Source organism: Paenibacillus terrisolis (genome assembly GCF_056171975.1).
Genome location: NZ_JBKFGG010000048.1, coordinates 1 through 26099 on the forward strand (window position 1 = coordinate 1; position 26099 = coordinate 26099).

At 52.0% G+C, this 26099-nt stretch carries 24 protein-coding genes and 1 pseudogene; 12 read left to right on the plus strand and 13 right to left on the minus strand.

The genetic code is table 11. The annotated features are described in order from the left end of the window. Positions 1 to 774: 774 nt before the first annotated feature. The 3 genes from ACI48K_RS24175 to ACI48K_RS24185 form a co-directional block, all read right to left on the minus strand. Positions 775 to 2025: a methyl-accepting chemotaxis protein gene (locus ACI48K_RS24175; protein ID WP_475030202.1), complete on the minus strand. Its 1251-nt coding sequence runs from the start codon at positions 2023 to 2025 to the stop codon at positions 775 to 777. Between the two features lie 163 nt (positions 2026 to 2188). Next, entirely contained in the window at positions 2189 to 3004 is an 816-nt protein-coding gene (locus ACI48K_RS24180; RefSeq protein WP_475030203.1) for a winged helix-turn-helix domain-containing protein, read from the minus strand. Next, entirely contained in the window at positions 2986 to 3375 is a 390-nt protein-coding gene (locus tag ACI48K_RS24185; RefSeq protein WP_475030204.1) for a Fur family transcriptional regulator, read from the minus strand. The genes ACI48K_RS24180 and ACI48K_RS24185 overlap by 19 nt, the downstream gene beginning before the upstream one ends. Positions 3376 to 3698: 323 nt before the next feature. Here ACI48K_RS24185 and ACI48K_RS24190 point away from each other — a divergent pair, with 323 nt between their 5' ends. From ACI48K_RS24190 to ACI48K_RS24205, 4 genes and pseudogenes are all read left to right on the plus strand, one after another. After that, complete coding sequence (locus ACI48K_RS24190; RefSeq protein WP_475030205.1) at positions 3699 to 5267, plus strand: FAD-dependent oxidoreductase; 1569 nt, start codon at positions 3699 to 3701, stop codon at positions 5265 to 5267. A gap of 187 nt (positions 5268 to 5454) precedes the next feature. Next, on the plus strand, positions 5455 to 5781 hold the full coding sequence (locus ACI48K_RS24195) for a PadR family transcriptional regulator (protein WP_475030206.1): 327 nt from the start codon (positions 5455 to 5457) through the stop codon (positions 5779 to 5781). Then, a complete protein-coding gene (locus tag ACI48K_RS24200; protein ID WP_475030207.1) occupies positions 5778 to 6383 on the plus strand; it encodes a DUF1700 domain-containing protein in 606 nt (201 codons plus the stop codon). The genes ACI48K_RS24195 and ACI48K_RS24200 overlap by 4 nt, the downstream gene beginning before the upstream one ends. A gap of 63 nt (positions 6384 to 6446) precedes the next feature. After that, a pseudogene (locus ACI48K_RS24205) lies at positions 6447 to 7268 on the plus strand (DUF4097 family beta strand repeat-containing protein); the annotation flags it as partial. Positions 7269 to 7422: 154 nt separating this feature from the next. Here ACI48K_RS24205 and ACI48K_RS24210 read toward each other — a convergent pair. The 4 genes from ACI48K_RS24210 to ACI48K_RS24225 all read right to left on the minus strand — a co-directional run bounded on the left by ACI48K_RS24210 (position 7423) and on the right by ACI48K_RS24225 (position 10306). Next, positions 7423 to 7872 (minus strand): hypothetical protein, encoded by a 450-nt coding sequence (locus ACI48K_RS24210; protein ID WP_475030208.1) that lies wholly within the window; start codon positions 7870 to 7872, stop codon positions 7423 to 7425. A gap of 94 nt (positions 7873 to 7966) precedes the next feature. Beyond that, entirely contained in the window at positions 7967 to 8722 is a 756-nt protein-coding gene (locus tag ACI48K_RS24215) for an amino acid ABC transporter ATP-binding protein (protein ID WP_475030209.1), read from the minus strand. Between the two features lie 12 nt (positions 8723 to 8734). Continuing rightward, the gene (locus tag ACI48K_RS24220; protein WP_475030210.1) at positions 8735 to 9403 is read right to left on the minus strand and encodes an amino acid ABC transporter permease; all 669 of its coding nucleotides are present in this window, start codon (positions 9401 to 9403) and stop codon (positions 8735 to 8737) included. A 57-nt stretch (positions 9404 to 9460) separates the two neighbouring features. After that, positions 9461 to 10306: an amino acid ABC transporter substrate-binding protein gene (locus ACI48K_RS24225; RefSeq protein ID WP_475030211.1), complete on the minus strand. Its 846-nt coding sequence runs from the start codon at positions 10304 to 10306 to the stop codon at positions 9461 to 9463. 540 nt (positions 10307 to 10846) lie between these two features. On the opposite strand from ACI48K_RS24225, the gene abc-f reads away from it, so the two are divergent. The 6 genes from abc-f (at position 10847) to ACI48K_RS24255 (ending at position 16758) form a co-directional block, all read left to right on the plus strand. Continuing rightward, positions 10847 to 12790, plus strand: a complete 1944-nt coding sequence (abc-f, locus tag ACI48K_RS24230; RefSeq protein WP_475030212.1) for a ribosomal protection-like ABC-F family protein — start codon at positions 10847 to 10849, stop codon at positions 12788 to 12790. Positions 12791 to 12818: 28 nt separating this feature from the next. Next, on the plus strand, positions 12819 to 13505 hold the full coding sequence (locus tag ACI48K_RS24235) for a DNA-3-methyladenine glycosylase family protein (RefSeq protein WP_475030213.1): 687 nt from the start codon (positions 12819 to 12821) through the stop codon (positions 13503 to 13505). Positions 13506 to 14076: 571 nt separating this feature from the next. Further along, positions 14077 to 15381 (plus strand): ArnT family glycosyltransferase, encoded by a 1305-nt coding sequence (locus tag ACI48K_RS24240; protein WP_475030214.1) that lies wholly within the window; start codon positions 14077 to 14079, stop codon positions 15379 to 15381. Next, positions 15378 to 16082: a glycosyltransferase family 2 protein gene (locus ACI48K_RS24245; RefSeq protein WP_475030215.1), complete on the plus strand. Its 705-nt coding sequence runs from the start codon at positions 15378 to 15380 to the stop codon at positions 16080 to 16082. The genes ACI48K_RS24240 and ACI48K_RS24245 overlap by 4 nt, the downstream gene beginning before the upstream one ends. Beyond that, positions 16083 to 16430: a DUF2304 domain-containing protein gene (locus ACI48K_RS24250; RefSeq protein ID WP_475030216.1), complete on the plus strand. Its 348-nt coding sequence runs from the start codon at positions 16083 to 16085 to the stop codon at positions 16428 to 16430. Further along, positions 16414 to 16758: an EamA family transporter gene (locus tag ACI48K_RS24255; protein WP_475030217.1), complete on the plus strand. Its 345-nt coding sequence runs from the start codon at positions 16414 to 16416 to the stop codon at positions 16756 to 16758. The genes ACI48K_RS24250 and ACI48K_RS24255 overlap by 17 nt, the downstream gene beginning before the upstream one ends. 394 nt (positions 16759 to 17152) lie before the next feature. On the opposite strand, the gene ACI48K_RS24260 is transcribed toward ACI48K_RS24255, so the two are convergent. The 6 genes from ACI48K_RS24260 to cidR form a co-directional block, all read right to left on the minus strand. Continuing rightward, on the minus strand, positions 17153 to 19042 hold the full coding sequence (locus ACI48K_RS24260) for an ABC transporter ATP-binding protein (RefSeq protein WP_475030218.1): 1890 nt from the start codon (positions 19040 to 19042) through the stop codon (positions 17153 to 17155). Beyond that, positions 19039 to 20766 carry an ABC transporter ATP-binding protein gene (locus tag ACI48K_RS24265; protein ID WP_475030219.1) on the minus strand — a complete coding sequence of 576 codons (1728 nt, stop codon included), beginning with the start codon at positions 20764 to 20766 and terminating at the stop codon, positions 19039 to 19041. Before ACI48K_RS24265 ends, ACI48K_RS24260 begins: the two co-directional genes overlap by 4 nt. Positions 20767 to 20787: 21 nt before the next feature. After that, a complete protein-coding gene (locus ACI48K_RS24270; protein ID WP_475030220.1) occupies positions 20788 to 21252 on the minus strand; it encodes a MarR family winged helix-turn-helix transcriptional regulator in 465 nt (154 codons plus the stop codon). Between the two features lie 188 nt (positions 21253 to 21440). Beyond that, positions 21441 to 22253 carry a delta-lactam-biosynthetic de-N-acetylase gene (gene pdaA / locus ACI48K_RS24275; protein ID WP_475030247.1) on the minus strand — a complete coding sequence of 271 codons (813 nt, stop codon included), beginning with the start codon at positions 22251 to 22253 and terminating at the stop codon, positions 21441 to 21443. A 155-nt stretch (positions 22254 to 22408) separates the two neighbouring features. Beyond that, positions 22409 to 23821 (minus strand): amino acid permease, encoded by a 1413-nt coding sequence (locus ACI48K_RS24280; protein WP_475030221.1) that lies wholly within the window; start codon positions 23819 to 23821, stop codon positions 22409 to 22411. Between the two features lie 157 nt (positions 23822 to 23978). Then, on the minus strand, positions 23979 to 24866 hold the full coding sequence (gene cidR, locus ACI48K_RS24285) for a cidABC operon transcriptional activator CidR (RefSeq protein WP_475030222.1): 888 nt from the start codon (positions 24864 to 24866) through the stop codon (positions 23979 to 23981). A 124-nt stretch (positions 24867 to 24990) separates the two neighbouring features. Here cidR and ACI48K_RS24290 point away from each other — a divergent pair, with 124 nt between their 5' ends. Both ACI48K_RS24290 and ACI48K_RS24295 read left to right on the plus strand, forming a co-directional pair. Next, a complete protein-coding gene (locus ACI48K_RS24290) occupies positions 24991 to 25371 on the plus strand; it encodes a CidA/LrgA family protein (protein WP_475030223.1) in 381 nt (126 codons plus the stop codon). Next, positions 25368 to 26048: a CidB/LrgB family autolysis modulator gene (locus ACI48K_RS24295; protein WP_475030224.1), complete on the plus strand. Its 681-nt coding sequence runs from the start codon at positions 25368 to 25370 to the stop codon at positions 26046 to 26048. Before ACI48K_RS24290 ends, ACI48K_RS24295 begins: the two co-directional genes overlap by 4 nt. Positions 26049 to 26099: the final 51 nt, after the last annotated feature.

Genomic DNA, 26099 nt, shown 5'->3' on the forward strand with positions numbered 1-26099 from the left:
TTTCCCATGACTGGATCCTCTCCCTTATTTTCATTGTAATTCCTTGTTGGGGAGGACTCCAGTTTAATTAGGGGGCCTAGAGGCTTTTGCAGGAATTGTAGTCATATCGGCGTTGTGAGAAGAAAAAGATGTATTTTTGCAGTTTTTTTGTAACTTCCAGCTCTCCAGCCTTTCCAGCCTTTCCAGCCTTTCCAGCCTTTCCAGCCTTTCCAGCCCGCCCAGCCCTTCAAGTCTTCCAGCGACACGATCGAGACACGGTGAACGGATTCAAAGCCCGGAGATTATTTACAAGACCCGATAGCAAAATGAAGTGCTTTTATGCGGGATCAAACAGCATCAGAATGTCACTAAACTGCTTGGGACAAAGCCTAATGCGGTGTACGCCAGTTGTATACGGCCTTGCCTTGCTCGTAGATGTTGCTTAAGTTTTGGTTTGAACTGGGGGAACTCAGGGGTTCACGTTCCGTTGTTGTTTGCCCAATTTGACCGCTTGTTAAGGTGCAGGAATTGCCTGTTGAGCGGAATCTCGCCCTAATATTGGTTAATCAACACGCCTGTACTCCATGCAACTACTGCTAATAGCAGGGTCATTTCCTCAGTCGCGCCGCGTTTCTATATAGTTATTGACACAGAATCCGTTGGTTCTTTTGCTATATGCCTCCACTGCACAAACCGCATAGCGCGTGGTTTTCTGTTTCGCGCGCTTCGCGTACTCAACTGACTGAAGCCATAACGAAAAAGACCCGGCGGCGCCGGGTCTTTCATTTCCAAACCTTATAGCCGATGAACCTTGAATTTGTCCACCAATTCCTTGAGCTGCTCCGCCATCCGGGATAAATCCGCGCTGGAGGAAGCAATTTCCTCGATCGAAGCGAGCTGCTGCTCGGCCGCCGCCGAAATGGTCTGCGTGTTTCCCGCCGTTTCCTCCGAAATGCGGCGGATATCCGTGATCGACTCCGTCACTTGTCCGGCTCCCGCAGCCAGTTCCTTAGCCGCTTCCGATACGCTCTCCATCTTCTCAGCCGCGCCGCGAACCGCTTTGCGTATGCGCGAGAAAGAGCGTCCGGAAGAATCGACTGCGATGATTCCTTCTTCTACGCCCTGCTTGGCTTTATCCATCGATAAAATCGCCCGCTGAACCTCGCCTTGAATTCCCGTAATCAAACCGGCAATTTGCTGGGCGGACTGCTCCGATCCTTCCGCCAGCTTGCGGACTTCGGCGGCCACGACCGCAAAGCCCCGGCCCTCATCGCCCGCTCTGGCCGCTTCGATCGAAGCGTTCAGCGCCAGCAAATTGGTCTGTTGGGCTATGCCGGTAATGACCTCGATAATGCCGCCGATGTTTTCGGTATGCTCATTAAGGCGTTCAATCACGCTGCCGAGCTCGCCGACCGTTTCCTGAATGTGCTCGATTTTTTCCACTACGCTGAGCACCGACGTATTTCCATCTTCGGCAACACGGTTCGTCTGCTCCATCGTTCCCGTCACCGTGCGGATATGATCCGTGATTGTCACCACCTGACGGGACATTTCTTCAACTCCGTCGGCTCCGGATTCCACCCGCTGCAACTGATTTTCGCTGCCGATCGCCATTTCCTGAATGGCCACGGTCACATGCTCGATCGCTTTGGTCGTTTGTTCCGATCCGGCGGACAGTCCCTCCGCGGAAGCGGAAACTTGCTTGGTCGTATCCCGAACACTTGTGATCATATCGTGGAGATAATCGACCATCCGCTGATATTGATTGGCCAAAGCGCCAATCTCGTCCTTGCGGTCCAAATAGTCAACCCGCTTTGTAAGATCCCCCTCGCTAATTTTCTTCGCCGCTTCACTTAATCGGTCCAAAGGAACAGCGACAAGGCGAATTAAATACCAAGAGGCGAGAAGCGCGATTGCCAGAGAAACACCCAGGATGAGGAACGAGTCGCCGTTTATTTCTCCGCGGATTAACCCATCCAAAACGTTCGGTACCAAGGCGGCGAATACAATGGCAGTAACCAGCATTGCTCTAATTCTTTTTTTCATATGTACATTTCCTTTCCGCGCCCGCGAAGTTTTTATGAAATTTTATCTCAAGCATACAATTGAAGCTTAAAATATTATACCTCAAACCCGTAAACGTGAAAATGACCGTTCCTCCTTTATATGGAGAAACGGTCATGACATTTTGACATATTTCAAGAGATGGTCAATCGGCAAGCCGATATCCGACACCCCGAACAGTAGAGATATACGTGGAATTGGCGGCACGGTCGCCAAGTTTCTTGCGCAGACTTTTAATATGAACGTCCACGACGTTGCTTCCGCCAAGAAAAGAAGTGCCCCATACTTCAGCCAATAGATCTTCCCGCGACAACACGGCTCCTTCCTGTTCCATCAGCTTGATCAGCAGCTCGTATTCCGTCTTGGTCAGCTCAATCTTCACTCCGGCCCGGTAGACGGCCATTTTTTTGCGGTCGATCCACAGGTCCTTGAAAATCGCCGGCGAAGTTCCGGTCAACAAACGGGATGCGATCTGCCGGGAAGCGCCGCTCCGAATGATTCGTTGAACATGGTAAACGATCTCCTTGGGACGGGCGGGCCATACCAGCATTTCCTGATCCATAAACCCCTGCCCCATACGGGTCAGCATCGATTCCTTAACCAGCAGCAGAGAAGGAATGCCTCCGGTTTCCTGCTGAACCAGCGACCGGATGACGGACGCCTCTTCTTCTTCACGGCAATAGGTGAGATCGTAAATCAGCAAATCCGCCGCGAGTGCGTTTCGGATACCCTGCTCCCAATGATGGAAAACCAGCACGTCAAAACAGCCATCCGATAAATCGCGTACCAGTTCATGAACATTGCTGGGGAACGGGCTCACCAGAATCACGCGTTGAGTTACCGGACAGACGTCCCTTCCTTCCACAAGCGGTTCTTGCACGGAGAATCCCGTCTCCGTAGGGCTCCGGAACGGCGTCACCGTTCCCGAAGATCCCTGAGCCGTTATTTCTTCTGCTGACATGACGGACATACCCCCCCGAATACAACATGGGCATGATGCACATCATACCCCGTTTCTTTAGCCACGGTCTTGCCCCATTCCTCCGGCAGGCCTGACATCACCTCATCGACTCGGCCGCAAATTTCGCACAAAATATGCTGATGGTCGTCCAGTTTGGCGTCATATCGGCTTGCGGCCTCGCCCAGCTTCAATTCCCGGATCAATTCCTTTTCCGTAAGGTAACGAAGCGAATTATAAACCGTTCCATATGCAAAATTAAATCCCTGCTCCACGAGACGGTTCATAACCTCCGCCGCCGTGGGATGATCATTTGCGCTTCTGACTACATCGTAGACCGCTTTACGCTGCGTCGTCAAATTTAAGGCTTTCATATATAATCAATCCTTGTTTGTTGGTTTTAGAATTAGTATAAGTCTTATTTTATGTTTCGTCAATTCATCCGAACGCCCTTGAAGCCAAGCGGCATGTACTCTTTTCCCTTATGGTCCAGTCAAGTAATGCGATCCATCATCCGCTGAAGGCCGACTTCGTCAGTTCCAGTTCAAAGCAAAGAAAGAATAGCTCCAGCATCTGCATTTCATCCCTTTTTCATGCGATGTACATCGATATCTTCTAAGAAGTCCCCTCGCTTCGGATGTAATGGTTTTCCAGTGGCAATAATGAGAACGACGCAAAAATTGAAGGAGGATTTGCTATGTCCACCCATTCAACGCCGGCGGCTCATCTGCCGCAATTCCCGAAGTCAATGTGGCGGGAAACGACCCATATTCCCGAATTCCCCCGGCTTAAGGAAAATATCCGTACCGATGTCGCCGTCATCGGGGCCGGCATTACCGGCATAACCGCTGCTTATTTGCTTACCCAGGCCGGATTAAAGGTCGCTGTTTGCGACGCCAGTGTGATCCTGGACGGAACCACCGGGTATACCACCGCCAAAATCACCGCCCAACACGGCATGATTTACGAGAAGCTGATCGCCCATTTCGGCGCCGAGGGAGCCAAGCAGTATTTTGAAGCCAATGAGGAGGCGCTGCGCTTCATTTCGGACACAGTCCAGCAGCGCGGTATCGATTGCCAGTTCCAAAGGGAGGATGCTTACCTGTACGCGGATTCGGACGACCAGCTTAAGCAGCTGAAATCCGAGTGGGAAGCTTACGAGAAGCTGAGCCTGCCGGGAGAATGGGCCGAAACCCTCCCCCTGCCGCTCGAGGTTAAGGGTGCCATCGTGATGCGGAACCAGGCCCAGTTTCACCCCCTCCACTATTTGCGCTCGCTGGTCGATTACGTTAAAGAGCAAGGCGGAAGTTTTTATGAGCACACCACACTGGAGGATGCCGCTGAGAATGGCGAGGAAGGCCAGCTTCGCCTGAAAACCGAGGATGGCTATACTATTACATGCAGCCAAGCGGTTTCGGCGTCGCATTTTCCGTTTTTTGACGGAGGAGCCTTATACTTTACCCGGCTCCACGCCGAGCGCTCGTACGTGGTCGCTATGGAACCGGAAAAGTCTTTTCCGGGAGGCATGTACATTAACTGCGGAGAACCCAAACGATCGCTTCGGGCTGCAGAACTAGACGGAAAGGAAGTCATCTTGGTTGGCGGTGAATCGCATAAAACCGGCAAAAATGACTGTACCCATGAGCGTTACGAGGAATTGGAGAAATTCGGCCGGAAGACCTTCGGGGCTAAGTCCATCCCCTATCGTTGGTCCACGCAGGATCTGGTCACACTTGACGAGGTTCCCTACATCGGACAGATCACTTCCCGGCATCCCAACATTTACGTGGCTACGGGGTTCCGCAAGTGGGGCATGACCACCGGCACTTTGGCCGCCCGGCTCATTTGCGATCTGATCATGAAACGGGACAACCGCTACGCTTCTCTGTTCACCCCTTCTCGTTTCAAGCCCGACCCTTCGGTTAGACATTTCGTCACGCAGAATGCGGATGTAGCGCAAGAATGGATCACGGGCAAAATCGAAAAGCAGCACCTCAGAGCCGAGGATCTAATCCCCGGCCAAGGAGCCGTCATCCGGCACTTCGGCAAAAGAGCCGGTGCTTACCGGGATAACGAGGGTCAACTGTACATTGTAGATACGACTTGCACCCATTTGGGCTGCGAGCTCGGATGGAATGAAGCGGAACGTTCCTGGGACTGCCCTTGCCATGGATCGCGGTTTGATTATAAGGGCCATGTGATTGAGGGACCGGCCTTAGACGACCTCTCCCCGCTGACCCGACAGTCCAGCGAGAAGAACAGTTAAAGAATCAAGGCATCCGAATGTCGGCAACTCCTTTCTTTTGATGCTGGAGCTGTAGATGAAGCGGGTGCCTTTTTTCATTCACTACCTTGTAATGATCAGTAGTGTATGATATGATTCAATTCAAGAATACTAATTAATATTCAGTACTAACAAATCAATAATTCACGCGAAAATGAGGCGATGTTATTTGGATATCAGCATCCAATTCAAAAAAGGCGCCTTGGAGCTTTGCGTACTGGTGCTTATCCATGAGCGCGACCGATACGGCTACGAACTGGCTCAGTCCGTCTCCGAGCACATCGAGGTTGCCGAAGGGGCGCTTTATCCCTTGCTGAGAAGGCTGGTTGTTGAGGGCTACTGCACAACCTACCTGCAAGAATCCACAGGAGGACCGCCGCGCAAATATTACAAGCTGACGCCCGCTGGAGAAACTTATATGAAGCAGCTGGTTATCGAGTGGAAAAGGTTCGTTCACAGTGTTTCGACCTTAATCGAGAAAGGAAGCCATATATGAATAAGAGCGAATTTATGACGCAGCTTCACGCTCGTCTGTCGGTTCTGCCGCCGGAGGAGCTTCAGGAACTGCTGGAGGACTATGAAGCGCATTTCGCCTTTGGCCTGCAGAGCGGAAAAACGGAAGAGGAGATCGTGCTCGAACTCGGAGAACCGGAGGAACTGGCTAAAGAAGCGATCGGAGCGCGTTTCATTCCCAAGGATCATGTGTACTGGACCAACCCGAACGCTCCCGCTCCCGAAATACCGGCAATCTCGGCAGCCCAGGTTCCCGCCCAAAGCCGCCGCGGCGCTTTTACCGGAACCATGGTTTTCATCGGACTTTTCTTTTTGAATATTGTAATGGTTCCCTTATTGATTTCCTTTTGGGCGGTCGGAATCAGCCTGGCAGCGGCGGCCTTTTCGGCTTTCATGACCCCGATTGCATTTGGGCTTGATTACTGGTTTAACGGCGGGTTTTATCCCGCCAAAGCTTATGCGGTTGTGGCGGCTGTCGGCGCAGGTATTCTTACCGCAATCGGGGCGCGTTACTTCCTGAAAGGCATGGTTAAAATCAGCATTTCATACTGGGCATGGAATGCCCGGATTGCGAAAGGGGCTTAATCGATGAATGCGAAAAGATGGTCTTTTCTGGCGATCCTGCTGATCGTGATCGGATTTGCCGGGATGGCTTACCAGCATTTTGAATTCGGGGACGATCTTCCGTCCTCTACCCAGAAATGGACTTTTGATCCGGGCGGGCTGAAGTCGCTGTCTATCGAAAGCGACCGGGATGTAAATATGCAATTTATCGACAGTCCGGACGGTACGAATTACGTGGAAGTCAGCGGAAACATGGAGCAGGAGATTATCGATAAGCTGAAGAATACGGCCATGTCCGGCCAGGCCCTGCAGCTGGAGTTAAAAGCGAAACTCAGATGGAGTTTTCTTAGCATCAATTTTCAGGATACAACCCTTCACGTTACCGTTGCTTTAAGCGATCATAAATTGCTTGACCAAATCACTTACCATTCTACTTCCGGAGACGGCCGTTTTGACGGGCTGCGGGCTAAATCCATCGATATCTCAACAACTTCCGGGGGGCTTAATGCCAGTTCGATCACTTCGGAGCAGCTGCAAATTAAAACCGTGTCCGGAAATATTTCAGCCTCGCAAATCGAAGGAGAAACGAGCCTGAAGAATACCTCGGGGAACATCAAGATTCTTGACTTGAAAGGTTCGCTGACCGTGAAGTCCACCTCCGGCAATGTCTCCGGGCAAAATGTGACGGGCGACGCCGAGATATCCGCGACATCCGGCAATATTAAATTCACCGGTCTCACCGGAAACGGCCATTTTGAACTCATGTCGGGGAATATTACACTGACGGACCAACGTTCCGATTCGTTGGATATTACCGATCACTCCGGCAATGTCTCCATCTCGGCGGATCCGGAATTTAAAGGATTCTATGATCTCAAAGCGGCTTCCGGGAATGTTTCGGCACCGGAATCGCCATTAATAACGAAGGACATCATCAAGATCCGCACGACCTCCGGAAATATCCGGGTTAAAAAACGGTTTGATTCACTCAAAAAGGGGTTGACGCCCGGACTTTCTCTTCCGAGGTTCAACCCCTTTTTCGCACTGAGAGCTTCTTCTTTCATCCTTCCGGGAAAGCCGCCTCGCGCAAGGCTTGAAGCGAATACTCCATCACGCTTTCCAGCATGCCCGGATTTACGTCCGCAACCAACTCTCTGGCATAGCTCCAGGCGTTTTCCTCAATCATGAGCGCGGTGCGCCGCCGTTCCAATTCGCTTTGGCATTCATCAAGCCGCTCGCATAATTCCGGTAAAAGAGGATCCTCGGCATGGCCCAACTCATGGGCAAACACGATGCGAAGCAGCTGATCGCAGCCTTCCATCGATCCAAACAGCCTTCGGCACTGCTTTCCGATTTCGTCCAGATACATCGTCACCGAATGGTCCTCGGTGCTGTATTTGCCGCCGACATTGCGGCCGCCCGGAAACCGTGACCGAATAGAGACGGAGACCTTGCTCCCCGAACGGTCCAGCAGTTCCTTAAGAATCCGTTCCGCGCTTTTTCTGTTCAATAAAATCCCCTTGCTTGTGTATGGATTGACCGAAAGTCTATCCCGATTATACGAAAAGGGCCGGCAGAATGAAACCAACCGACCCACCAGTCCCTTATTCGGCGTCCCGCTCGGTGATTCGTTTCAAAAACGCCCGGGCCCGCTCGCTTTTCGGATTTTCCAAAACTTCCTGCGGCGGCCCCGATTCGATGATCGTGCCGCCGTCCATCAGCACCACCCGGTCGGCCACATCGGCGGCGAACTTCATCTCATGGGTAACGACAACCATCGTCCGCCCTTCTTTCGCCAGCTCCTTCATGACCTTCAGCACTTCCCCGACAAGCTCCGGATCAAGCGCAGACGTAGGCTCGTCGAACAGGAGAACCTCCGGGTTCACTGCCATCGCGCGGGCAATCCCGACCCGCTGCTGCTGCCCGCCCGAAAGCTGATGAGGGTACGCGTCCTTCCGCTCGACGAGGCCAACCTTCTGCAGCAGTTCCTCGGCCTGGCGGCGCGCTTCCTCCTTTTTCTTCCGCTGTACCTGAACCGGCGCTTCCATCACGTTCTCCAACGCGGTCATATGGGGGAACAAATTGTAGGATTGAAACACCATGCCCGTTTTTTTGCGCAGCTCCAGCACCCGGTTTTGTTTGTGCTTTTCTCCGCCTTCAAAAGACAATGTCACGTCACCGATGGTAATTTCGCCCCGGTCCGGCGTCTCCAGCAAATTCAGGCACCGCAGCAGAGTCGATTTCCCGGAGCCCGAAGGGCCGATGATGACAAGCACCTTACCTTTGTCGATCTGCAGGTCAATCCCTTTAAGGACCTCCAGGTCACCGAACGTTTTATGCAGTTCTCGGATTTGGATCATCCGGCTCCCTCCTTATCTGGCGGAGAATCGGCTGAGCCGTTTCTCCAAACGATTTTGCAGCGCCGACAAAACGGTGCTGAACAGCAAATAGAAGATACCCGCCTCGGAATAAATCAGGAGCGGTTCGTAGGTCGTCGCCGTAATTTGCTGGGCGGTTCTAAACATTTCCGTATAGGTGACCGTAGCCGCAAGGGACGTATCCTTTACGAGGCTGATGAACGAGTTCGCGAGCGGCGGCACCGATACCCTTGCAGCTTGGGGCAGGATGATTCGCCGCAAGGCTTGAATCCGGGTCATGCCCAGCGAATAAGCCGCTTCCCATTGGCCCTCCTGAATGGAAAGAATAGCCGCTCGGACAATTTCCGAGCCGTAAGCTCCGACGCTAAGCGTAAAGCCGATAACGGCCGCCGGAAAAGGATCCAGCAAAATGCCGATCGAAGGCAAGCCGAAAAAAATAATGAATAATTGCAGCAGAAGCGGCGTTCCGCGAATAACCCAAACATAAAATCTGGCGATTTGACGGAGTGAACCAACGCTCGACAACCGGGCAAGCGCCGTGAGAATCGCCAGAATAAGTCCAAGCGCGAATGAAATCAGCGTCAGCGGAACGGTAAAAGCTACCCCTGCTTTCAGCAGGGGTAGGAAGGAGTCAATAAAGATTTGCCATTTTCTGTCGTCCATGTTCAAGCATCCTTTTAAGATGTTATCCGTCCAAGCTTGCGGAAGGATTTATCCGGCTTATTTCGATACATCCGCATTGAAGTATTTTTTGGAGATTTCCAGGTACTTGCCGTCGCTCTTCATATCGGCAAGGGCTTTATTCACCGCGTCCACCAATTCTTTATTGCCTTTGTTGAACAGAGCCGCGCTCTCCGAAGCTTCAGGCATTTCGTCGACCACCTTCAGAGGAACGTCGGGTCTTTGCTTCTTCAAGTCCAGATAAGACAAGCCATCGTTGATGGTAGCATCGATCCGTTTGGAAAGCAGCAGGTCGATCGCTTGGTTGAATCCTTCGGTTGCAACGATTTCAGCGCCATTGGATTTGGCAATATCCGTGAGATTGCTGGTCAAGGATTGTCCTGACTTTTTGCCTTTCAGATCGGCAAATTTCTTGATATCTTTGTTGTCGTTGTTAACGATCAGAACCGCCCGGGATACGATGTACGGATCGGAGAAATCGTATTTCTCTTTCCGGTCGTCGCGAATGGTCACTTCATTAAATACCGTGTCAAAACGTTTGGAATCAAGTCCCGCAAACATTCCGTCCCAGGGCGTCTCGATAAACTCCGCTTCCACCCCTAGGCGTTTGGCTACTTCTTCGGCGATTTCCACGTCAAAACCCGTCAGCTTCCCGGCTTTGTCATGAAACGTGAACGGCGCATACGTTCCTTCCGTGCCTACCCGCAGTTTACCGCTGGCTTTTACGGCCTCCAGCGCATTTTGCTGAGCAGGCTGCTCGGCCGGCTGATTGCCTTGGCTTGCCCCCTCGTTGCCGGACGCATTTTTATTTATAGTGCTGCCGCACGCTGCGGCCAGCATAGTCGTAAGCACAAGCGTCAATACCAACAAACTGATTTTTTTCATAGTTTGATCCCCTATCTTTATTGTTTTTCTAATTCCCACGAAGTTGCTTGGGTTTATCATGATGTTACACGCTATGGAACGCACCGTCAACGATTTTTTTCTAACAATTCCAATATAATTTATGGGATTTTGCTTTTTTGTTCAAATTGACCGGTTATTCCTTTCCGGGGTAGTATATCCCTTTTTCCCGAACTTGATTTTTCCATTTGCAGAGCATATAATTTGGCTAATCAGGAACGGCAGGATGATCCCTTGCTTTGTTCAGACCAAAGGAGGTGGGTAGAAGTGGATCGCAAATGTGCATGGAATCGAATTGACCAGCTGCCAATGGTATTGTCTGGTATTTTTTACGGAACAGCTAACCAAGGGATGAGTCTGTCCGTTTTCACCAATTCGATATCCATAATCAAATGCGAAATGCCGCTCCTACCTTAACCTCACGGACTTACGTGCTTAAGAAGGCTGCAGGATTTCCTGCAGCCTTCTTTGTCGTAAAGGGTGCTTTCGGCGAGGCGGCATGGGCCGAAGGAGAACTATATCATGTTGATCCAATGTCAAAACATTCAAAAATATTACGGCGCCGAACTGGTGCTGAATGATGTGTCCTTTGAAGTAAAAACCGGCGAAACCATAGGCCTCATCGGTCGCAATGGCACGGGAAAAACGACCTTGATGCGGCTGTTGACCGGAAGCGACACTCCCGATAAGGGACAGCTCTCGATTCGCAGGAATACGCGCATCGGCGCTCTGGCGCAAATTCCCGATTATGCCAGCGGCGAAACGGTGCGTGACGTGCTGCTGACCGCTTTTCAAGAGCAGCTTGACGTTCAGGCCGAAATGCGGCTCCTTGAGTCAAGGATGTCGGCGCTGGCAGAACACGGCCAAACGGCGCTCCCTTCCCTGCTGCAGGAGTACGGCCGTTTGCAGGACGCCTTCGAGCGGGGCGGAGGTTATGAGATCGAAGCCTCCATTGACCGGGTGGCCGGGGGTCTGGGGATTTCGGCAGACCAGTTCCCGCGTCCCTTCTCTTCCCTCTCGGGCGGGGAGAAAACGAAGGTCGGGCTCGCGGTCATTTTGCTGCGTCAGCCGGAGCTTTTGCTGCTCGATGAGCCCACCAACCATTTGGATATGGCCGCGATCCAGTGGCTGGAGACGTTTTTGCGGTCTTTTGCCGGAACTGTCGTGATCATATCCCATGACCGCTATTTTCTCGATGCGGTCGTCACCAAAATCGTCGAGCTTGAGGACGGAGAAGCCTTTACTTATCAAAGCAATTACAGCAGCTATAAAACGGAGAAAGAGCAGCGGCTCCTTCAACAATTTGCCGATTATCAGGAGCAGCAGAAAAAAATCAAAAAAATGCAGGAAACGATCAAGCAGCTGATCGAATGGGGCAATCGCTCCAATCCGCCAAACCCGGGCTTTCACCGGCGCGCCGCATCGATGCAGAAAGCGCTCGACCGGATGGTGAAGCTGAAGAAGCCCATTCTTGAACGCAAGCGAATCGATCTCCTGCTGCAGCAGTCCGATCGTTCCGGACAGGATGCCGTCGTATTCAGAAAAGCGGCAAAGTCCATTGGCGGAAGGCAGCTATACCGCGGACTGAATCATACGCTTCGCTACGGGGAAACGGCGGTGCTGATCGGCGGCAACGGAGCCGGAAAAAGCACGCTGCTGAAAGGAATCCTGGGCCAAACCAAACCGGACGAAGGGGAAATATCCTTGGGCTCCCGCGTGGACATCGGATATCTGGCCCAGGAATCGGCGCCTTCCGATCATGCGGAAAGCGTGCTGCGATATTTTCAGGATGAAATCGGCATGGAAGCCGGAGAGGCAAGGAATCAACTGGCCCGTTTCCTCTTCTATGGCGCCGACGTGTTCAAAAAGGTCGCAAGTCTCTCCGGCGGAGAGTGGACCCGGCTGCGGCTTGCTATCCTGATGTACCGTAAACCCAATTTGCTGCTGCTCGACGAACCGACCAACCATCTCGACATCGATTCGCGGGAGGCGCTGGAGGAAGCGCTGGAGGATTATACCGGTTCGCTGATCGCGGTTTCTCATGACCGGTATTTTATCAATAAAATCGCAAGACAGGTATGGGCGCTGGAGAACGGGCGATTGACGGTGACGATCGGCAATTATGAGGATTACCGGGCGGAGCTCGAGAAAAAGACGGCGCGAGGCGAGGCGGAAACGCCCATCATTCTTCCCGCCGTCACTATGCGGGCAAGCGCATCGTATCAACCCGAGGCTGCGGAACGTGTCGGCGGCTCCCCGGCGAGCAGGGCCAATCCGGCCACCGTACGCAAGCTGGAAGAAGATATCGCCGCGGCCGAGGCGGAGCTAACGGCCATTGACGCCGACATGCTGAACCCCGATGCCGCATTTGACGCGCCTTTGCTCGCCGAGCTGCAGCAGCGGCGTGAGACATGCCAGGGACGAATCGACGCCCTGATGGAACGATATTTCGAAATGCTCGATTAAATACGGTATATAAAAGGAGATGGATGCCATGTCCAATTTCTCGGCTTTTCAACTGAGCGTAAGCGGCCAAGATCGCCGCTTGCTTGCCCTCGCGGCGGCCGACCCGCGAATGGGGGAGCTCATCGCCCTGATCGGCGATTTGGCTACCTCGCCCCGGGGGCCACACTTCGCCGGCTTGATTCGCTCGATCATCAGCCAGCAGATTTCCGTGAAAGCGGCCGCTTTCATCCGGTCGCGCGTGCTTGAGCTGGCCGGGGAATTGTCCCCGGCCGCTCTGGCGGCTCAGACCGACGAGGCGCTGCGGTCGGCCGGCCTCTCGGCCGCAAAGGTCCGCTATATCCGCGACCTTTGCGAGAAGGTGCTGTCCGGCGAAGTTGATCTGGAACGGCTGGAGGAGATGAGCGATGAGTCTGTCATCGAGACCCTCACCTCCGTGAAAGGAATCGGCCGCTGGTCGGCGGAAATGTTCCTTATGTTTGCGCTGGGCCGAGAGGATGTGGTTTCCGCCGGCGACGCGGGACTGCAGCGGGCGGCCAAGTGGCTCTACGGCATGGAAGAGCGGGCGGACCGCAAATATTTGCAGCAGGTCGCCCATCTGTGGTCGCCCTACGGGTCCATCGCTTCCCTTTATCTATGGGAAGCGATTAACGCTGGACATGTCGATTCGGGAAAATCTTTGGCGGAAAGATCGGCAGAACGCCGAAACCAAGCTTAGTGCCCTGTTAATTGTCGTGATTTCTCACGATGATTTATTAGAAAAACTCAAAAGAATAAATAGAGGACAAAAATGCCGCTATTGAGGCGATCCTTCGTTTTGTGCGAAATAGAGGACATGGGTGGCGCTATTTTCTCAAATCTCCGGGAAATGGCCGTTTTTTGCACCGGTTGCCCACAAATAAGGCCAATAAATCCCCCTATTGATGAGGAACCGCTGGGATTCGAAAAATAAGACCATAACGTTCCGCTATTTTTATGGGCTACCTTTAGCAATGAAGGTACCACCTGCAAATGAACCACGTCATTTCCGGTTCGATCGACAAGTGTTTCAGTTTCTTCCGAAAGAACGCGAAAAGCGACCGGCGCGGGATACATCCGCCCGGTCACTTTTTGCGTTCAGGAGGGCACCGCAAATGCCGGCTGCCACATTAAACGGCAGATTGGAATCCAATTGAGCATGCAAGCCGTTTCCTCATTTTCCAAAGTTTGCATATCTCGCCCATTTGGATATAAACTGGTAGTTGAGATATGTAAATTTTCAACTATTTCGGAAAAGTGAGGTATTCGCCTTGTATCCAGTAACGCAGCGGGAAACGGAAGTCGGGCGGAAAGCTAAGACGTACTTATGGGGTTTAATGATCTTTGTGGGCGTTTTATCATGTGTTATTGTTCTGGTTTATCATGATTATTTTTTGCTGGGCGATCCGGTAAGACCCAACAATGATGACGTCAAGTATATCCAAACCTCAAGACTGCTTCTTAACGAGGGCGTGCTTGCGTATAATTCCGGGGACAAGCCTTCCGCCTTTATCATGCCGGGGCTTCCGCTGATTTTATCCGGTTTCATGGCCGTCTTTGGCCAGGACCAGGGAGGAGTCATCGCTTTTCGCGTGTTCCAAAGCCTTCTGCAGGCATTGTCCATCTATTTGATATTCTGGATCGGCAGGCGGATGTTTAATACCCGGGTGGCTTTAATCGCCTGCACCGTTAGCGCATTGTATCCGCCGGATTATTTCTCCTCCGGGGTAATTTTGTCCGAATCGATATTCCGCACGCTGCTTCTGCTGCTCATCTGCTGTACGATCCTCGCCGTGGAGCGGAATAAGACATCCATGTACGTGCTGATCGGCGTTTTGACCGCAGCGACCGCTTATTTCAAACCACATGCATCGCTCTATCCTGCCGTTTTTCTTATCCTTTGGTGGAAAAACAAGCTGTCTTGGCGGCTGATGCTGAAATACACCGCAGTGATGGGAATGACCTATCTAATGCTGCTCACCCCTTGGTGGATCCGCAACTGGATCACCTTTCACGAGTTTATCCTGTTCACGAACTCGGCAGGCAGCCCGTTCCTGCTGGGGACGCGCATCAACTGGCAGTTGCCTCCCGCCGGTTTTTTCGCGGCCTATCCGCAGTACGATCCAAACACGCTCTTTGACGGAGCGGATCAATATGCCGTCCGCAAGGGGCTCGACATCCTAAAATACGGTTTTGCGCATGAGCCGGGCAAATATTTGTATTGGTACACCATAGGGCGGCTGGTTGAGTTGTACAGTCACCCCTTTTATTCGCGTCCGATCTGGCCGATAACCCGTCCTATGATGAATGTGGCGCAAATTGCGCTGATGGTTGTGAATACGGCCGGTCTTATATGGGCTCTGGCCAAACACAACTTTAAGCGGATGCTCCCGCTGCTGCTCGCGCTGGGTTATTTTACGCTCATTTATATTCCATTCGTGGCCTTTAACCGGTACGGATATCCCAATGTGGTCATGCTGATTCTTTTTGGATCTTATATTCTTGATGGCTTGTACATGCGGTTTATTCATTGCCCTTTTAGCCGTGTCCAACGAAAGGGGGCCGCAGCGCATTGAAAACGCTCATCATTGTGCCCGCATATAACGAGGAAGCGAGCATAGCTTCGGTCATTGGGGAAATTCGGCAAAAAGCCCCGCAGGCCGATATCATCGTGGTTAACGACGGGTCCGCCGACCGTACGGGGATTTGCGCCAAGGAAGCAGGAGCCCATGTGCTGACGCTTCCTTACAATGTCGGTATCGGCGGATGCATGCAAACGGGATATATTTACGCCAAGCAAATGGGTTACGATATCGCGATCCAAATGGATGCCGACGGGCAGCACCCGGCCGAGGAGCTTCCAAAGCTGATCGCGAAAGCGAAAACCTGCGACTTGGTGATTGGTTCCAGATATGTGGAGAGCACCTCATACCGTTCCACTTATTTGAGGAGAATCGGGATCGTTTTCTTCTCGGAACTTGTCTCATTGATAACCGGCCAGCGCTTTACCGACACGACCAGCGGCTTCCGCGCCGCCGGGCGCAAGGTTATCGAGCTGTACGCCGATTATTATCCGATCGATTATCCCGAGGTGGAGTCGATTGTCTATTTGAAACGCAACGGCTGCAGGATTGCGGAGGTGGCGACCGAAATGCGCCAGCGCGAAACCGGGAAATCCTCGATCACGGCCTGGAAGTCGGTCTATTACATGCTTAAGGTCACGTTATCCGTACTGATGAGCGCCATTCGGTATCCCAGAACGGCGGTGTCCAAGTAAATGGCGATTTATATTTTGTCGGTATCCCTCGCGATCCTGTTCCTGCTGATCGTTCTGGAGCTGGTGCGCAGGCAAAAGCTGAGAGAGCAATACTCATTGCTCTGGATTCTGTTCAGCGTTACCCTGGTCATCGTTTCTTTGAATGTGGCGTTTGTCGAATGGTTGGCGGAGAAGCTCGGCGTGTTGTATGCGCCCGCAATCTTGTTTCTGTTTGGTTTATTGTTCTGCTTCGCGTTTATCCTGCACCTGACGATTGTGATCACCCGGCTGACGGCGCAGGTGCTGCGCCTGACCCAAGAGGTGGCAATCCTCAAAGAGCGGGAGGCTTTCCATGGACAAAACGATTAGCTATCTGATGCTGCTGGCAAATATTCTACTGCTGGTCACAGGTCAAATCCTGTTCAAAATCGGACTATCCAGATCCGGAGGACTTCATTGGGCGAAGTTAGCCGGCTCTCCGGCGGTTCTGGGAGGAATCGCGCTATATGGCGTAGCCACCCTGCTCTGGTTCGCCGTCTTGACCCGGCTGCCGCTGAGCGTGGCTTATCCGATGCAGGCTTTTGCTTATGTCATTGCGCTTATTCCGGCCTATTTTCTCTTCAACGAAACCATTACCTTGACCAAGATTGCCGGCGTTGCCGTCATTTTGGTCGGCGTCTTTCTTCTGGCCAAGTAAAAAAGCGGTTGTTCGAAAAGATGAGTTCGACGGATAATATGATCTGTAACGAACCCGAGAGACGTTATTTGCCCGAAAAGGGGAAGATTCGAATTCTAACGGACCTGAGAACCGTTATTCAGGGGAAAATGAGCTGATTTGCGGTCATTGGAGATCAATAACGACTGTCGAGTCCGTTAGATCGAGGAATCGCCGAAAATGGCGGGAATAGCTTCAATACGATTCTTTACGGGATGGGTGGGCGACGCTCCCTGTACTGAACAGGGTCGAGGCGCTTGCAAGAAAGCCGCTCCGACGCTGCATGGGGACGATAATCGGCATAGAGAAAAAGAGGGCCGTCCCTCCGTCATCTATGATGACTTTCGGGATGCCCTCTTTTTGATTGCTTGAATGCTCAGCCCACCTCTTGATCGAAGCCGCCTTTGGAAAATTGGCTGTTGTAAAGGTCGGCATAAAATCCGCCATTAGCCAGCAATTCTTCGTGGGTGCCTTTCTCGATCACAGTGCCGTGGTTCATGACCAGAATGAGATCGGCGTCCTTGATCGTCGACAGACGGTGCGCGATCACGAAGCTGGTTCTGCCTTTCATCAGCTCGTTCATCGCCTTTTGAATATAAACCTCCGTCCGCGTATCGACGCTGCTTGTCGCTTCGTCCAGAATGAGGATCGCCGGATCGGCCAAAATAGCGCGCGCGATCGTCAGAAGCTGCTTTTGTCCTTGCGAAATGTTCGACGCTTCTTCGTTCAGGATCGTGTCATATCCGCCGGGAAGCGTCCGGATGAAGTGATCGGCATGCGCCGTTTTGGCCGCCCGCACGACTTCCGCTTCGCTTGCGCCTTCGCGTCCGTACGCGATGTTGTCGCGGATCGTTCCGTTAAACAGCCATGTGTCCTGCAGCACCATGCCAAACAAACTGCGCAAATCGCCGCGCTTCAGATCGGTGATGTTGACGCCGTCTACGGTAATCGAACCTCCGTTCAACTCGTAGAACCGCATCAGCAAATTGATCAGTGTTGTTTTGCCCGCTCCGGTTGGTCCTACGATCGCGATTGTATGGCCTTGGGACACGTCGATGTTCATATCCTCGATCAGAATATTCTCCGGATCATAACCAAACTTCACGTGGTTGAACGCTACATCGCCTCTCGGATTTTGCAGCGCCACCGCATTCGAAGCTTCCGGAACTTCTTCTTCTTCGTCCAGCACTTCAAAAACGCGTTCCGCCGAAGCGACGGTCGATTGGATGATGTTCGCGATATTTGCGGTTTGCGTAATCGGCATTGTGAATTGCCGCGAATATTGAATGAACGCTTGAACGTCCCCGATTTCGATCGACTTCTTGGTGACGAGAATGCCGCCGACAACCGAAACCAGCACGTAGCCGATGTTCCCGATAAAGCTCATGATCGGCATGATCACGCCGGAGTTGAACTGCGCTTTCCAACCGGCTTCGTACAATCTTTCATTAATGGTGTCGAAATGCTCCAGAGATTTCTTTTCACGGCCAAACGCTTTGATTATGGTGTGGCCGGTATACATTTCTTCGACATGACCGTTCAGCTGGCCAAGTTCCTTTTGCTGCCGGACGAACTGCTTTTGCGAGCGTTTCGCGATCGAGGTGATCGCCACGACGCTAAGCGGCAGAGTCAGCACAGCGATCAAAGTCAGCAGCGGGCTGATCGTCAGCATCATCACGATAACCCCGATAATGGTCAGGATTGACGTAATGAGCTGGGTCATGCTCTGCTGCAGCGTCGTACTGATATTGTCGACGTCATTCGTAACCCGGCTCAGGATTTCCCCGTGGGTCCGGGCGTCGAAATATTTCAGCGGCAGACGGGACAGCTTGTCGTTGACGTCGCGGCGTAAATCGAACACCGTTTTTTGCGCAACGCCGGCCATCAGCCATTGCTGGAAGTAACTGAACAAAGCGCTCAGCGCATACAGCGCGAGCAGGATCATGATGATTTGCCATACATATTGGAAATCGATCTTGGCGCCGGGAACACCCTGCAGTTTCCCCATGATGCCTTCGAACAATTTCGTAGTCGCTTTACCCATAATTTTAGGGCTGATGATGCTGAAAACCGTGCTTAGCACGGCCATGAACAATACGGCCATCAACTGATATTTATGAGGTCTCAAATAACGAAGCAGTCTTCTGAGAGTTCCTTTGAAGTCCTTGGCCTTTTCCACAGGCATCGACATGCCCATCGGACCGCCGCCTCTGCCGCCTCCCGGCCGGAAACCGCCGGGTCTTTTGTGCTTTTGTTCTTCGCTCATGCGATCTCCTCCTCCGAAAGCTGCGAATACACGATTTCTCTATAGACATCGCAGGTCTCCATCAGTTCGCGGTGGTTACCGATGCCGGCAATTTCGCTTTCGTTCATGACGATGATGCGGTCCGCATCCAAAACGGTGCTTACGCGCTGAGCGACAATGAGAACGGTGGATTCTTTCGTTTCCTGTTTTAGAGCGGCGCGCAGCTTGGCGTCCGTCTTGAAATCCAGCGCCGAGAAGCTGTCGTCGAAAATATATATTTCCGGTTTGCGCACGAGCGCGCGTGCGATGGAAAGCCGCTGCTTCTGCCCGCCGGATACGTTCGTCCCGCCTTGGGCGATCGGCGAATCAAAGCCCTGCTCCATTTCTGCGATAAAGCCGGAAGCCTGAGCGATTGCGGCGGCATGCCGAATTTCCTCGTCGGTGGCGTCCTCTTTACCGTAGCGGATATTTTCGGTGATCGTACCCGTAAACAACACGGCTTTTTGCGGAACGTAGCCGATCTTGCTCCGCAGCTCTTCCTGCGTCAAATCGCGGACATCGGTTCCGTCGACCAGCACCCTTCCGCTTTCCACGTCGTAGAACCGCGGGATCAGACTGATCATGGTCGATTTCCCCGAGCCCGTGCCGCCGATAATCGCAGTCACTTCACCCGGATTCGCGCTGAATGAAATATTATTGATAGCCGGCTGCTCTGCGCCCGGATAGCTGAAGGTCACGTTTTGGAATTCCACGTACCCTTTTTTGCCCGACGGAGACTTCGTTGTGCCGGAATCCTTGATCACCGGATTCATATCGAGCACTTCGTTGATCCGTACGGCGGAAGCCGAAGCCCGCGGAATCATGACGAACATCATGGATACCATAACCAGAGAGAACATAATTTGCATTGCGTATTGAAGGAACGCCATCAGGTCGCCGACTTCCATATGTCCGGCATCGATGCGCAATCCGCCGTACCAGATAATCGCCACGGACGAGAAGTTCATGACAAGCATCATTACCGGCATCATAAACGCCATAATTTTGTTGACCTTGATCGAAGTGTCCGTCAAATCGGCGTTGGCTTCGTTAAAACGCGCTTTCTCATGGTCAATCCGGTTAAAGGAACGGATAACCCGGATCCCCGTCAGGCCTTCGCGCATGACCAGGTTCAATTTATCGATTTTTTTCTGAATGGATTTAAAGAGCGGAATCCCTTTGGATGCAACCAAAAAAATGGATCCGGCCAGGATCGGGATAATGACGATAAGAATAAGCGAAAGCGTAGCATCCTTCGATACCGCCATAATAATGCCGCCGAGACACATCATCGGAGCCATGACCATCATCCGCAAAATCATGATCAGCACTTGCTGGATTTGCGTAATATCGTTGGTCGTCCGGGTAATCAGCGAAGCCGTGCCCACTTTGTCGAACTCTTCGAGCGAGAAATTCGAAACGTGGTTAAACACTTTACCCCGCAGCAGTCTGCCGAAGCCCGAAGCGGACTTTGACGAGAAATAACTCGCTCCGATGGAGCAGGCCATTCCTCCGAGCGCCACAAGGAGCATGAGACCCCCGATTCGCCAAATGTAATTGGTGTCGCCTTTGATGACCCCGGTGTCCACGATATCGGACATCAGCGTTGGCAGGTACAGTTCGGAAAGCGTCTGGAAAAATACCAGCAGCAGTACGGCTCCAACCAGCCAACGGTATGGTTTCAAATAGCGGAAAAGTTTGATCATTTCCTATCATCTCCACTTTCTCTAATCATTGCTGCATTCTCTTTGCTGCTGCTCAAGATATTCATAAACCAGACCCAGCAGTTCAATAAATTGATTGCTTTTCTCTTCGCCGAGAAAATCGTAAAGGCCTTGCATAAACGACGTGCGGGACTCGATCGCCTTGCGCAGAACCGACTCGCCCTTCTCCGTCAGCTTGACGCGGACAACCCTGCGATCCTCCTGATCGTTATAGCGGGTAATGAGGCCTTGCTTCTCCATGCTCTTGATCAGCGGAGTTACGGTAGGCGAAGTCACTTCCATCATTCCGCTGAGGGCCGAAACCGTTACGCCTCTCTCGTCATCTTTAGAGCCTCGCTTGATAAAAAACAGCAGCCGGATCTCATTTCCTTTGTAACCGTCCACGGGAGCTTTGTGCACTTCCATCCTACGGAACCGGTGGAATGCCTCCATTAGTTTATGCGCGCCTGCATCACCACCTAAGGTCACTTTTAAATCACCCCCAAATTTATTTTCATTGTTTAATAATTAACTTAACTATTTATTCGCAAGCCTAATTATACGAGCGTGAAATATCGATGTCAAGCGCAGTGAAAAGTTCCCAAATTAGCCCCATAAATATAAAGACCGGAACGGCCATTTCGGCCGAACACGGTCTTTGTGCAAACACGAGATACTCATTCGTTTGAACGTGGCGGCAATCCCAGATCAGGGTCGGGAACGCCAGGGAAAGGGACCGGATTACGCAGCTCATTCAAGCTTTTGAACTCATACCCCTGGCGCCGAGCCTCGTCGATGATCGCACCCAGCGCAGCCGCGTTGTCTTTTGAGACCGAATGAAGCAAAATCACCGCGCCGGGATGGAATTGGGAAGTCACCTTTTGATAAGCATACGCGGATCCCCTTTGTTCGTTGACGTCCCAATCCTTATAAGCGGCCGACCAGAACACATTCGTATAGCCGAGCTGTTTCGACACTCGAAGCGTCCGGTCGCTGAAGATCCCGCGCGGCGGACGCAGATAAGGCATTTCCTGCTGCCCGGTCAGCTTCAGCGTCGCTTGCTTGACCCGGTCCAGCTCCTCACGGATTCGCTCATCGGAAATCGTCGTCATATCCGGGTGGCTCCATGAATGATTGCCGACGAGATGCCCCTCAGCCGCCATACGTTTGACCAGCGCCGGCTGGTCTTTGACATAATGCCCTGTAATGAAAAAGATAGCCGGAACTTTCTTGGTTTTCAGCGTATCGAGAATCGGTACCGTATAGCCATTTTCGTACCCGTTGTCAAACGTCAGAAACATCACTTTGCGGGATGTATCGCCCAGGAAAATGGCGCCATTCTTGTCAACGACATGCTTGAAGCCTTCTTCATTGATGGAAGGAAGCTGTCCGCCCACGCTTCTTTTAAAGCCGAAATGATAGGGCCCGTCGGCGAAAGCCGCCTCTGCCGGCACAAATCCAAACAGCAAACAAGCCAGGACCGCGGACATGAAAGAAAATTTCAAGAGCATTCTCTCCTTTGCAAGTACAGTGCTCCGATTAATATCTGCTCTCGCGGAAGGAAATATACTTAAAAATCCCTCCCCGGAGTACCCGTGAACAGAAGTTCCAGGTGCCCGGAAAGGGATTTTGTCGATGCTTCGTATTAATCGTTCAAATCATTGATGCTTTCCCCGGATAAAGCACTATGGCGATAGCTGAACGTGAAATAAACAATGAGACCCACGGCCATCCAAATGAGAAACGCAATCCAAGTGATTTTCGGCAAGCTGTAGAGCAGATACCCGCAGGTTCCTACGGCTAATACCGGAATGAGGGGAACCAACGGTACACGGAACGCTCTGTTCAAATCCGGACGGGTTTTCCGCAAAATAATGATTCCGAGCGATACCGAGATAAACGCGAACAAGGTTCCGATACTTACAAGATCGGCAAGTCTGTTGAGCGGAATAAGCCCGGCAAGAATGGCAACCACAATCCCCGTTACCCAGGTGCTGGCGATTGGAGCTCCGGTTTTGGCATTCAGTCTGGCCAGCGCTTTGGGTAAAAGCCCATCGCGTCCGATTGCATACAGCAGCCGGGTTTGTCCGAAGATCAGCACCATTAAAACGGTCGTAATTCCGATGATGGCGCCCAGCGAGATGAAGCCGGCAACCCAGTTCTGATTAATATATTGAAGCGCGAATGCAACGGGATTCTTGACGTCAAGCATAGTGTAAGGCACAAGCCCGGTCAAAACCGCCGTTACGACGATATATAAAACGGAGCAAATAATAAGCGAAAACAAGATCCCTTTCGGCAAATCCTTTTGCGGATTTTTGACTTCCTCGGCAGCGGTAGCGACCGCATCAAAGCCGATGTATGCGAGGAACGCCGTTGCCGCGCCGGTCACTACGCCGCTGAATCCGAACGGCATGAAAGGCGCCCAGTTCGACGGTTTCACATAGAAAACGCCGACGCCGATAAACAGCAGGATGACGGCGATTTTGATGACGACCATAATCGCGTTCAGCCTCATCGATTCTTTCGCCCCGCGGGAAACGAAGAAGGTGAGCAGCAATACGATTAATATGGCGGGAACATCGACATATGTCCCGTTTGCGGGGTCAAACGCGCTGCTGATCGCTTTGGGCAAATCAAGACCAAAGCCGGATATCAGTCCCTGAAAATACCCCGACCATCCGCTGGCAACCATGGAGGCGGCAAACCCATATTCGAGGGCCAGGTCCCAGCCGAGAACCCAGGCGAACAGCTCGCCGAAGGTCGCGTAGCTGTAAGTGTAGGCGCTGCCCGATACCGGAACCATCGAAGCGAATTCGGCATAACACAACGCGCAAAAAGCGCATACAATACCGGCGAGCACGAACGACAAAATCAGCCCCGGACCCGCGTGCTGCGCCGCCGCAACGCCCGTGAGCACGAAAATCCCCGTCCCGACCACGCACCCCACACCCAGCATCGTCAGGTCAAAAACGCCCAGCTCTTTTTTCAGCCCCCCGGAGCCGGACGCTTTTTCCTGAATCATAGAAGCAATTGACTTCTTTCTGAAAAAACTCATCTGCGCTGTCTCCTAATCTTGTTTATTTGGTAAATCATATTCCGTCTATTATATATGAACCTAGCACATCGTGACAGGTAGACGTGAGGGAATAGATGTACCAAAAAACGAACATTTTGGGAACAATGAACTTTTCCAGGGATGGAAAAACATCTCATTAATGAGCCGCCAACTCCTTCTGTGCAAACCGGATCCACTCCCGGGTCGCAAACGATAGGTAACGGTCGTCCCTCCAAACGATACCCAAATTCCAGGGAATAACCGGTTTGACGAGCGGAATGATTCTGACCTGATCATCGTCGATTTCGCGGCATATCGTTTCCGGGAGGAGGGTTATGCCCAAACCTACGGCCACCATTTCGCTGATCAGATCCCACTGGGAGCTTTCATAAATGACATGGGGCTGGAACCCTTCCTGACGGCATTCGTCGATAATCCGGTCATGCAGCGTAAAATCCTCGCGGAACAGCACGAATCCATCCTGAGATAGATCGGACAGTTCCGCCGATTTCCGCCCTGCAAGGGCATGAGAATGATGAACGACCAGGTTCAGTTTCTCTTCCACGAAAGGAAAGCTGCTTAAGCCCTCCTGCACGGTAGGCAGCACGACCACGCCGACGTCCAGAGCTCCGCTGGCCACGTCCTGCTCCACTTTTTTCGCCCCGTCCTCAAACAACTGAATCCGGATGTCCGGATATTTTTGATGAAACTGCCCGATCACCTTCGGGAAAAAGCTCGAACCAACCATCGGCGGAAGCCCGATCCGAATATGGCCTTTCTTCAAATTGCGCAAATCATCCAGTTCTGCGGTCAGGTTCTGAAATGAAGTTACGATCTGCTGGGCTTGCCCCACGATAATTTGCCCGGCATCGGTAAGTTCGATTCTTTTCCCGATTCGATCGAACAGCACGACGCCAAGCTCTTCCTCCATTGACTTGATAGTCTTGCTGATGGTTGGCTGCGTGATGAACAGCGCGTCCGCCGCTTTAGTAAAACTCTTAAGCCGTGCGACTTCGATGAGATATTGCATTTGACGGATGTCCATGGTTGGCCTCCTTTTAATCCATAGCCAAACGGAATGTTCTACATTCAGTATATTCATTTTACTCATGAAAGCAATTGATGTATATTTTCATTACCAACCAAATCTTAGAAAGGAGCAATTCGCAATGGACCGATTAAATTCGATCATAAAAGGGATTTTTCAGGTAGCGGTTCTGTTCGTCATTTCCATCATCATGAACGATCTTGCGAACCTGCTCCGTTTACCGATACCGGGCTCGATCCTGGGCATTATCGTCCTTTTCATTCTTTTAAAAACGGGCATTATCAAGTTGTCATGGATTGAACAAGGCGCAAATTGGCTGCTGGCCGAACTGCTGTTGTTCTTTATCCCTTCCGCCGTAGGCATCATGAAGTACATACCGCTGCTTGAAAGCGAAGGTTTCCGCATCTTGATCGTCGTTATTTTCAGTACTGTAATTGTCATGGTGAGCTCCGGGCTGATCGCTTCCCGGATCTCGAAACGAAAGGAGCGTCAAACGTCATGATAGCCGGTCTGCTTAGTCTCCTGTTTACGCTGGTGATATACGGCCTTTCCAAACGGTTATACCAAATTTGGCCGAGAATATATTTCTCCCCGCTGCTGATTACCCCGCTGTTTCTGGTTATCGGCCTGATGTGGGCGCAAATCCCATACGAGTCGTACCACACCGGGGGACAATGGCTCAGCTCCATGCTGCAGCCGGCTACCATCGCGTTTGCGGTGCCGCTTTACAAGTATTACAACGTGCTGAAAAAACATGCCGTTGAAATTCTCGTCAGCGTGCTGTCCGGTTCGATCGTGGCGATGTTTTCTTCCGCTTTTCTGGCCGAATGGCTGCATCTGGATTCCGAACTGGTTACCAGCCTGATTCCGCGTTCCGTAACGACCCCGATTGCCATGAGCGTTTCCCAGGTGATCGGCGGCGTGCCTAACATTACCGCAGTATTCGTCATCATCACCGGGCTCTTAGGAACGATGATCGGACCGCTGGTAATGAAGATGTTCCGCATCGACAACGAGGTGGCCCGCGGCGTATTGTTCGGTACGAGCGCTCACGGGACCGGGACCTCGAAGGCCTTTGAGCTTAGCTCGCTGACCGGCACCATCTCCAGTATCTCAATGATTCTGGCGGCGTTATTCACCTTGGGCGCAGCGCCGATGCTTATCTCGCTGCTGCACTAACATTCCTTTGTGGTTCCTCCTGATTTTTGATATATATGTCTCTCTATTGGA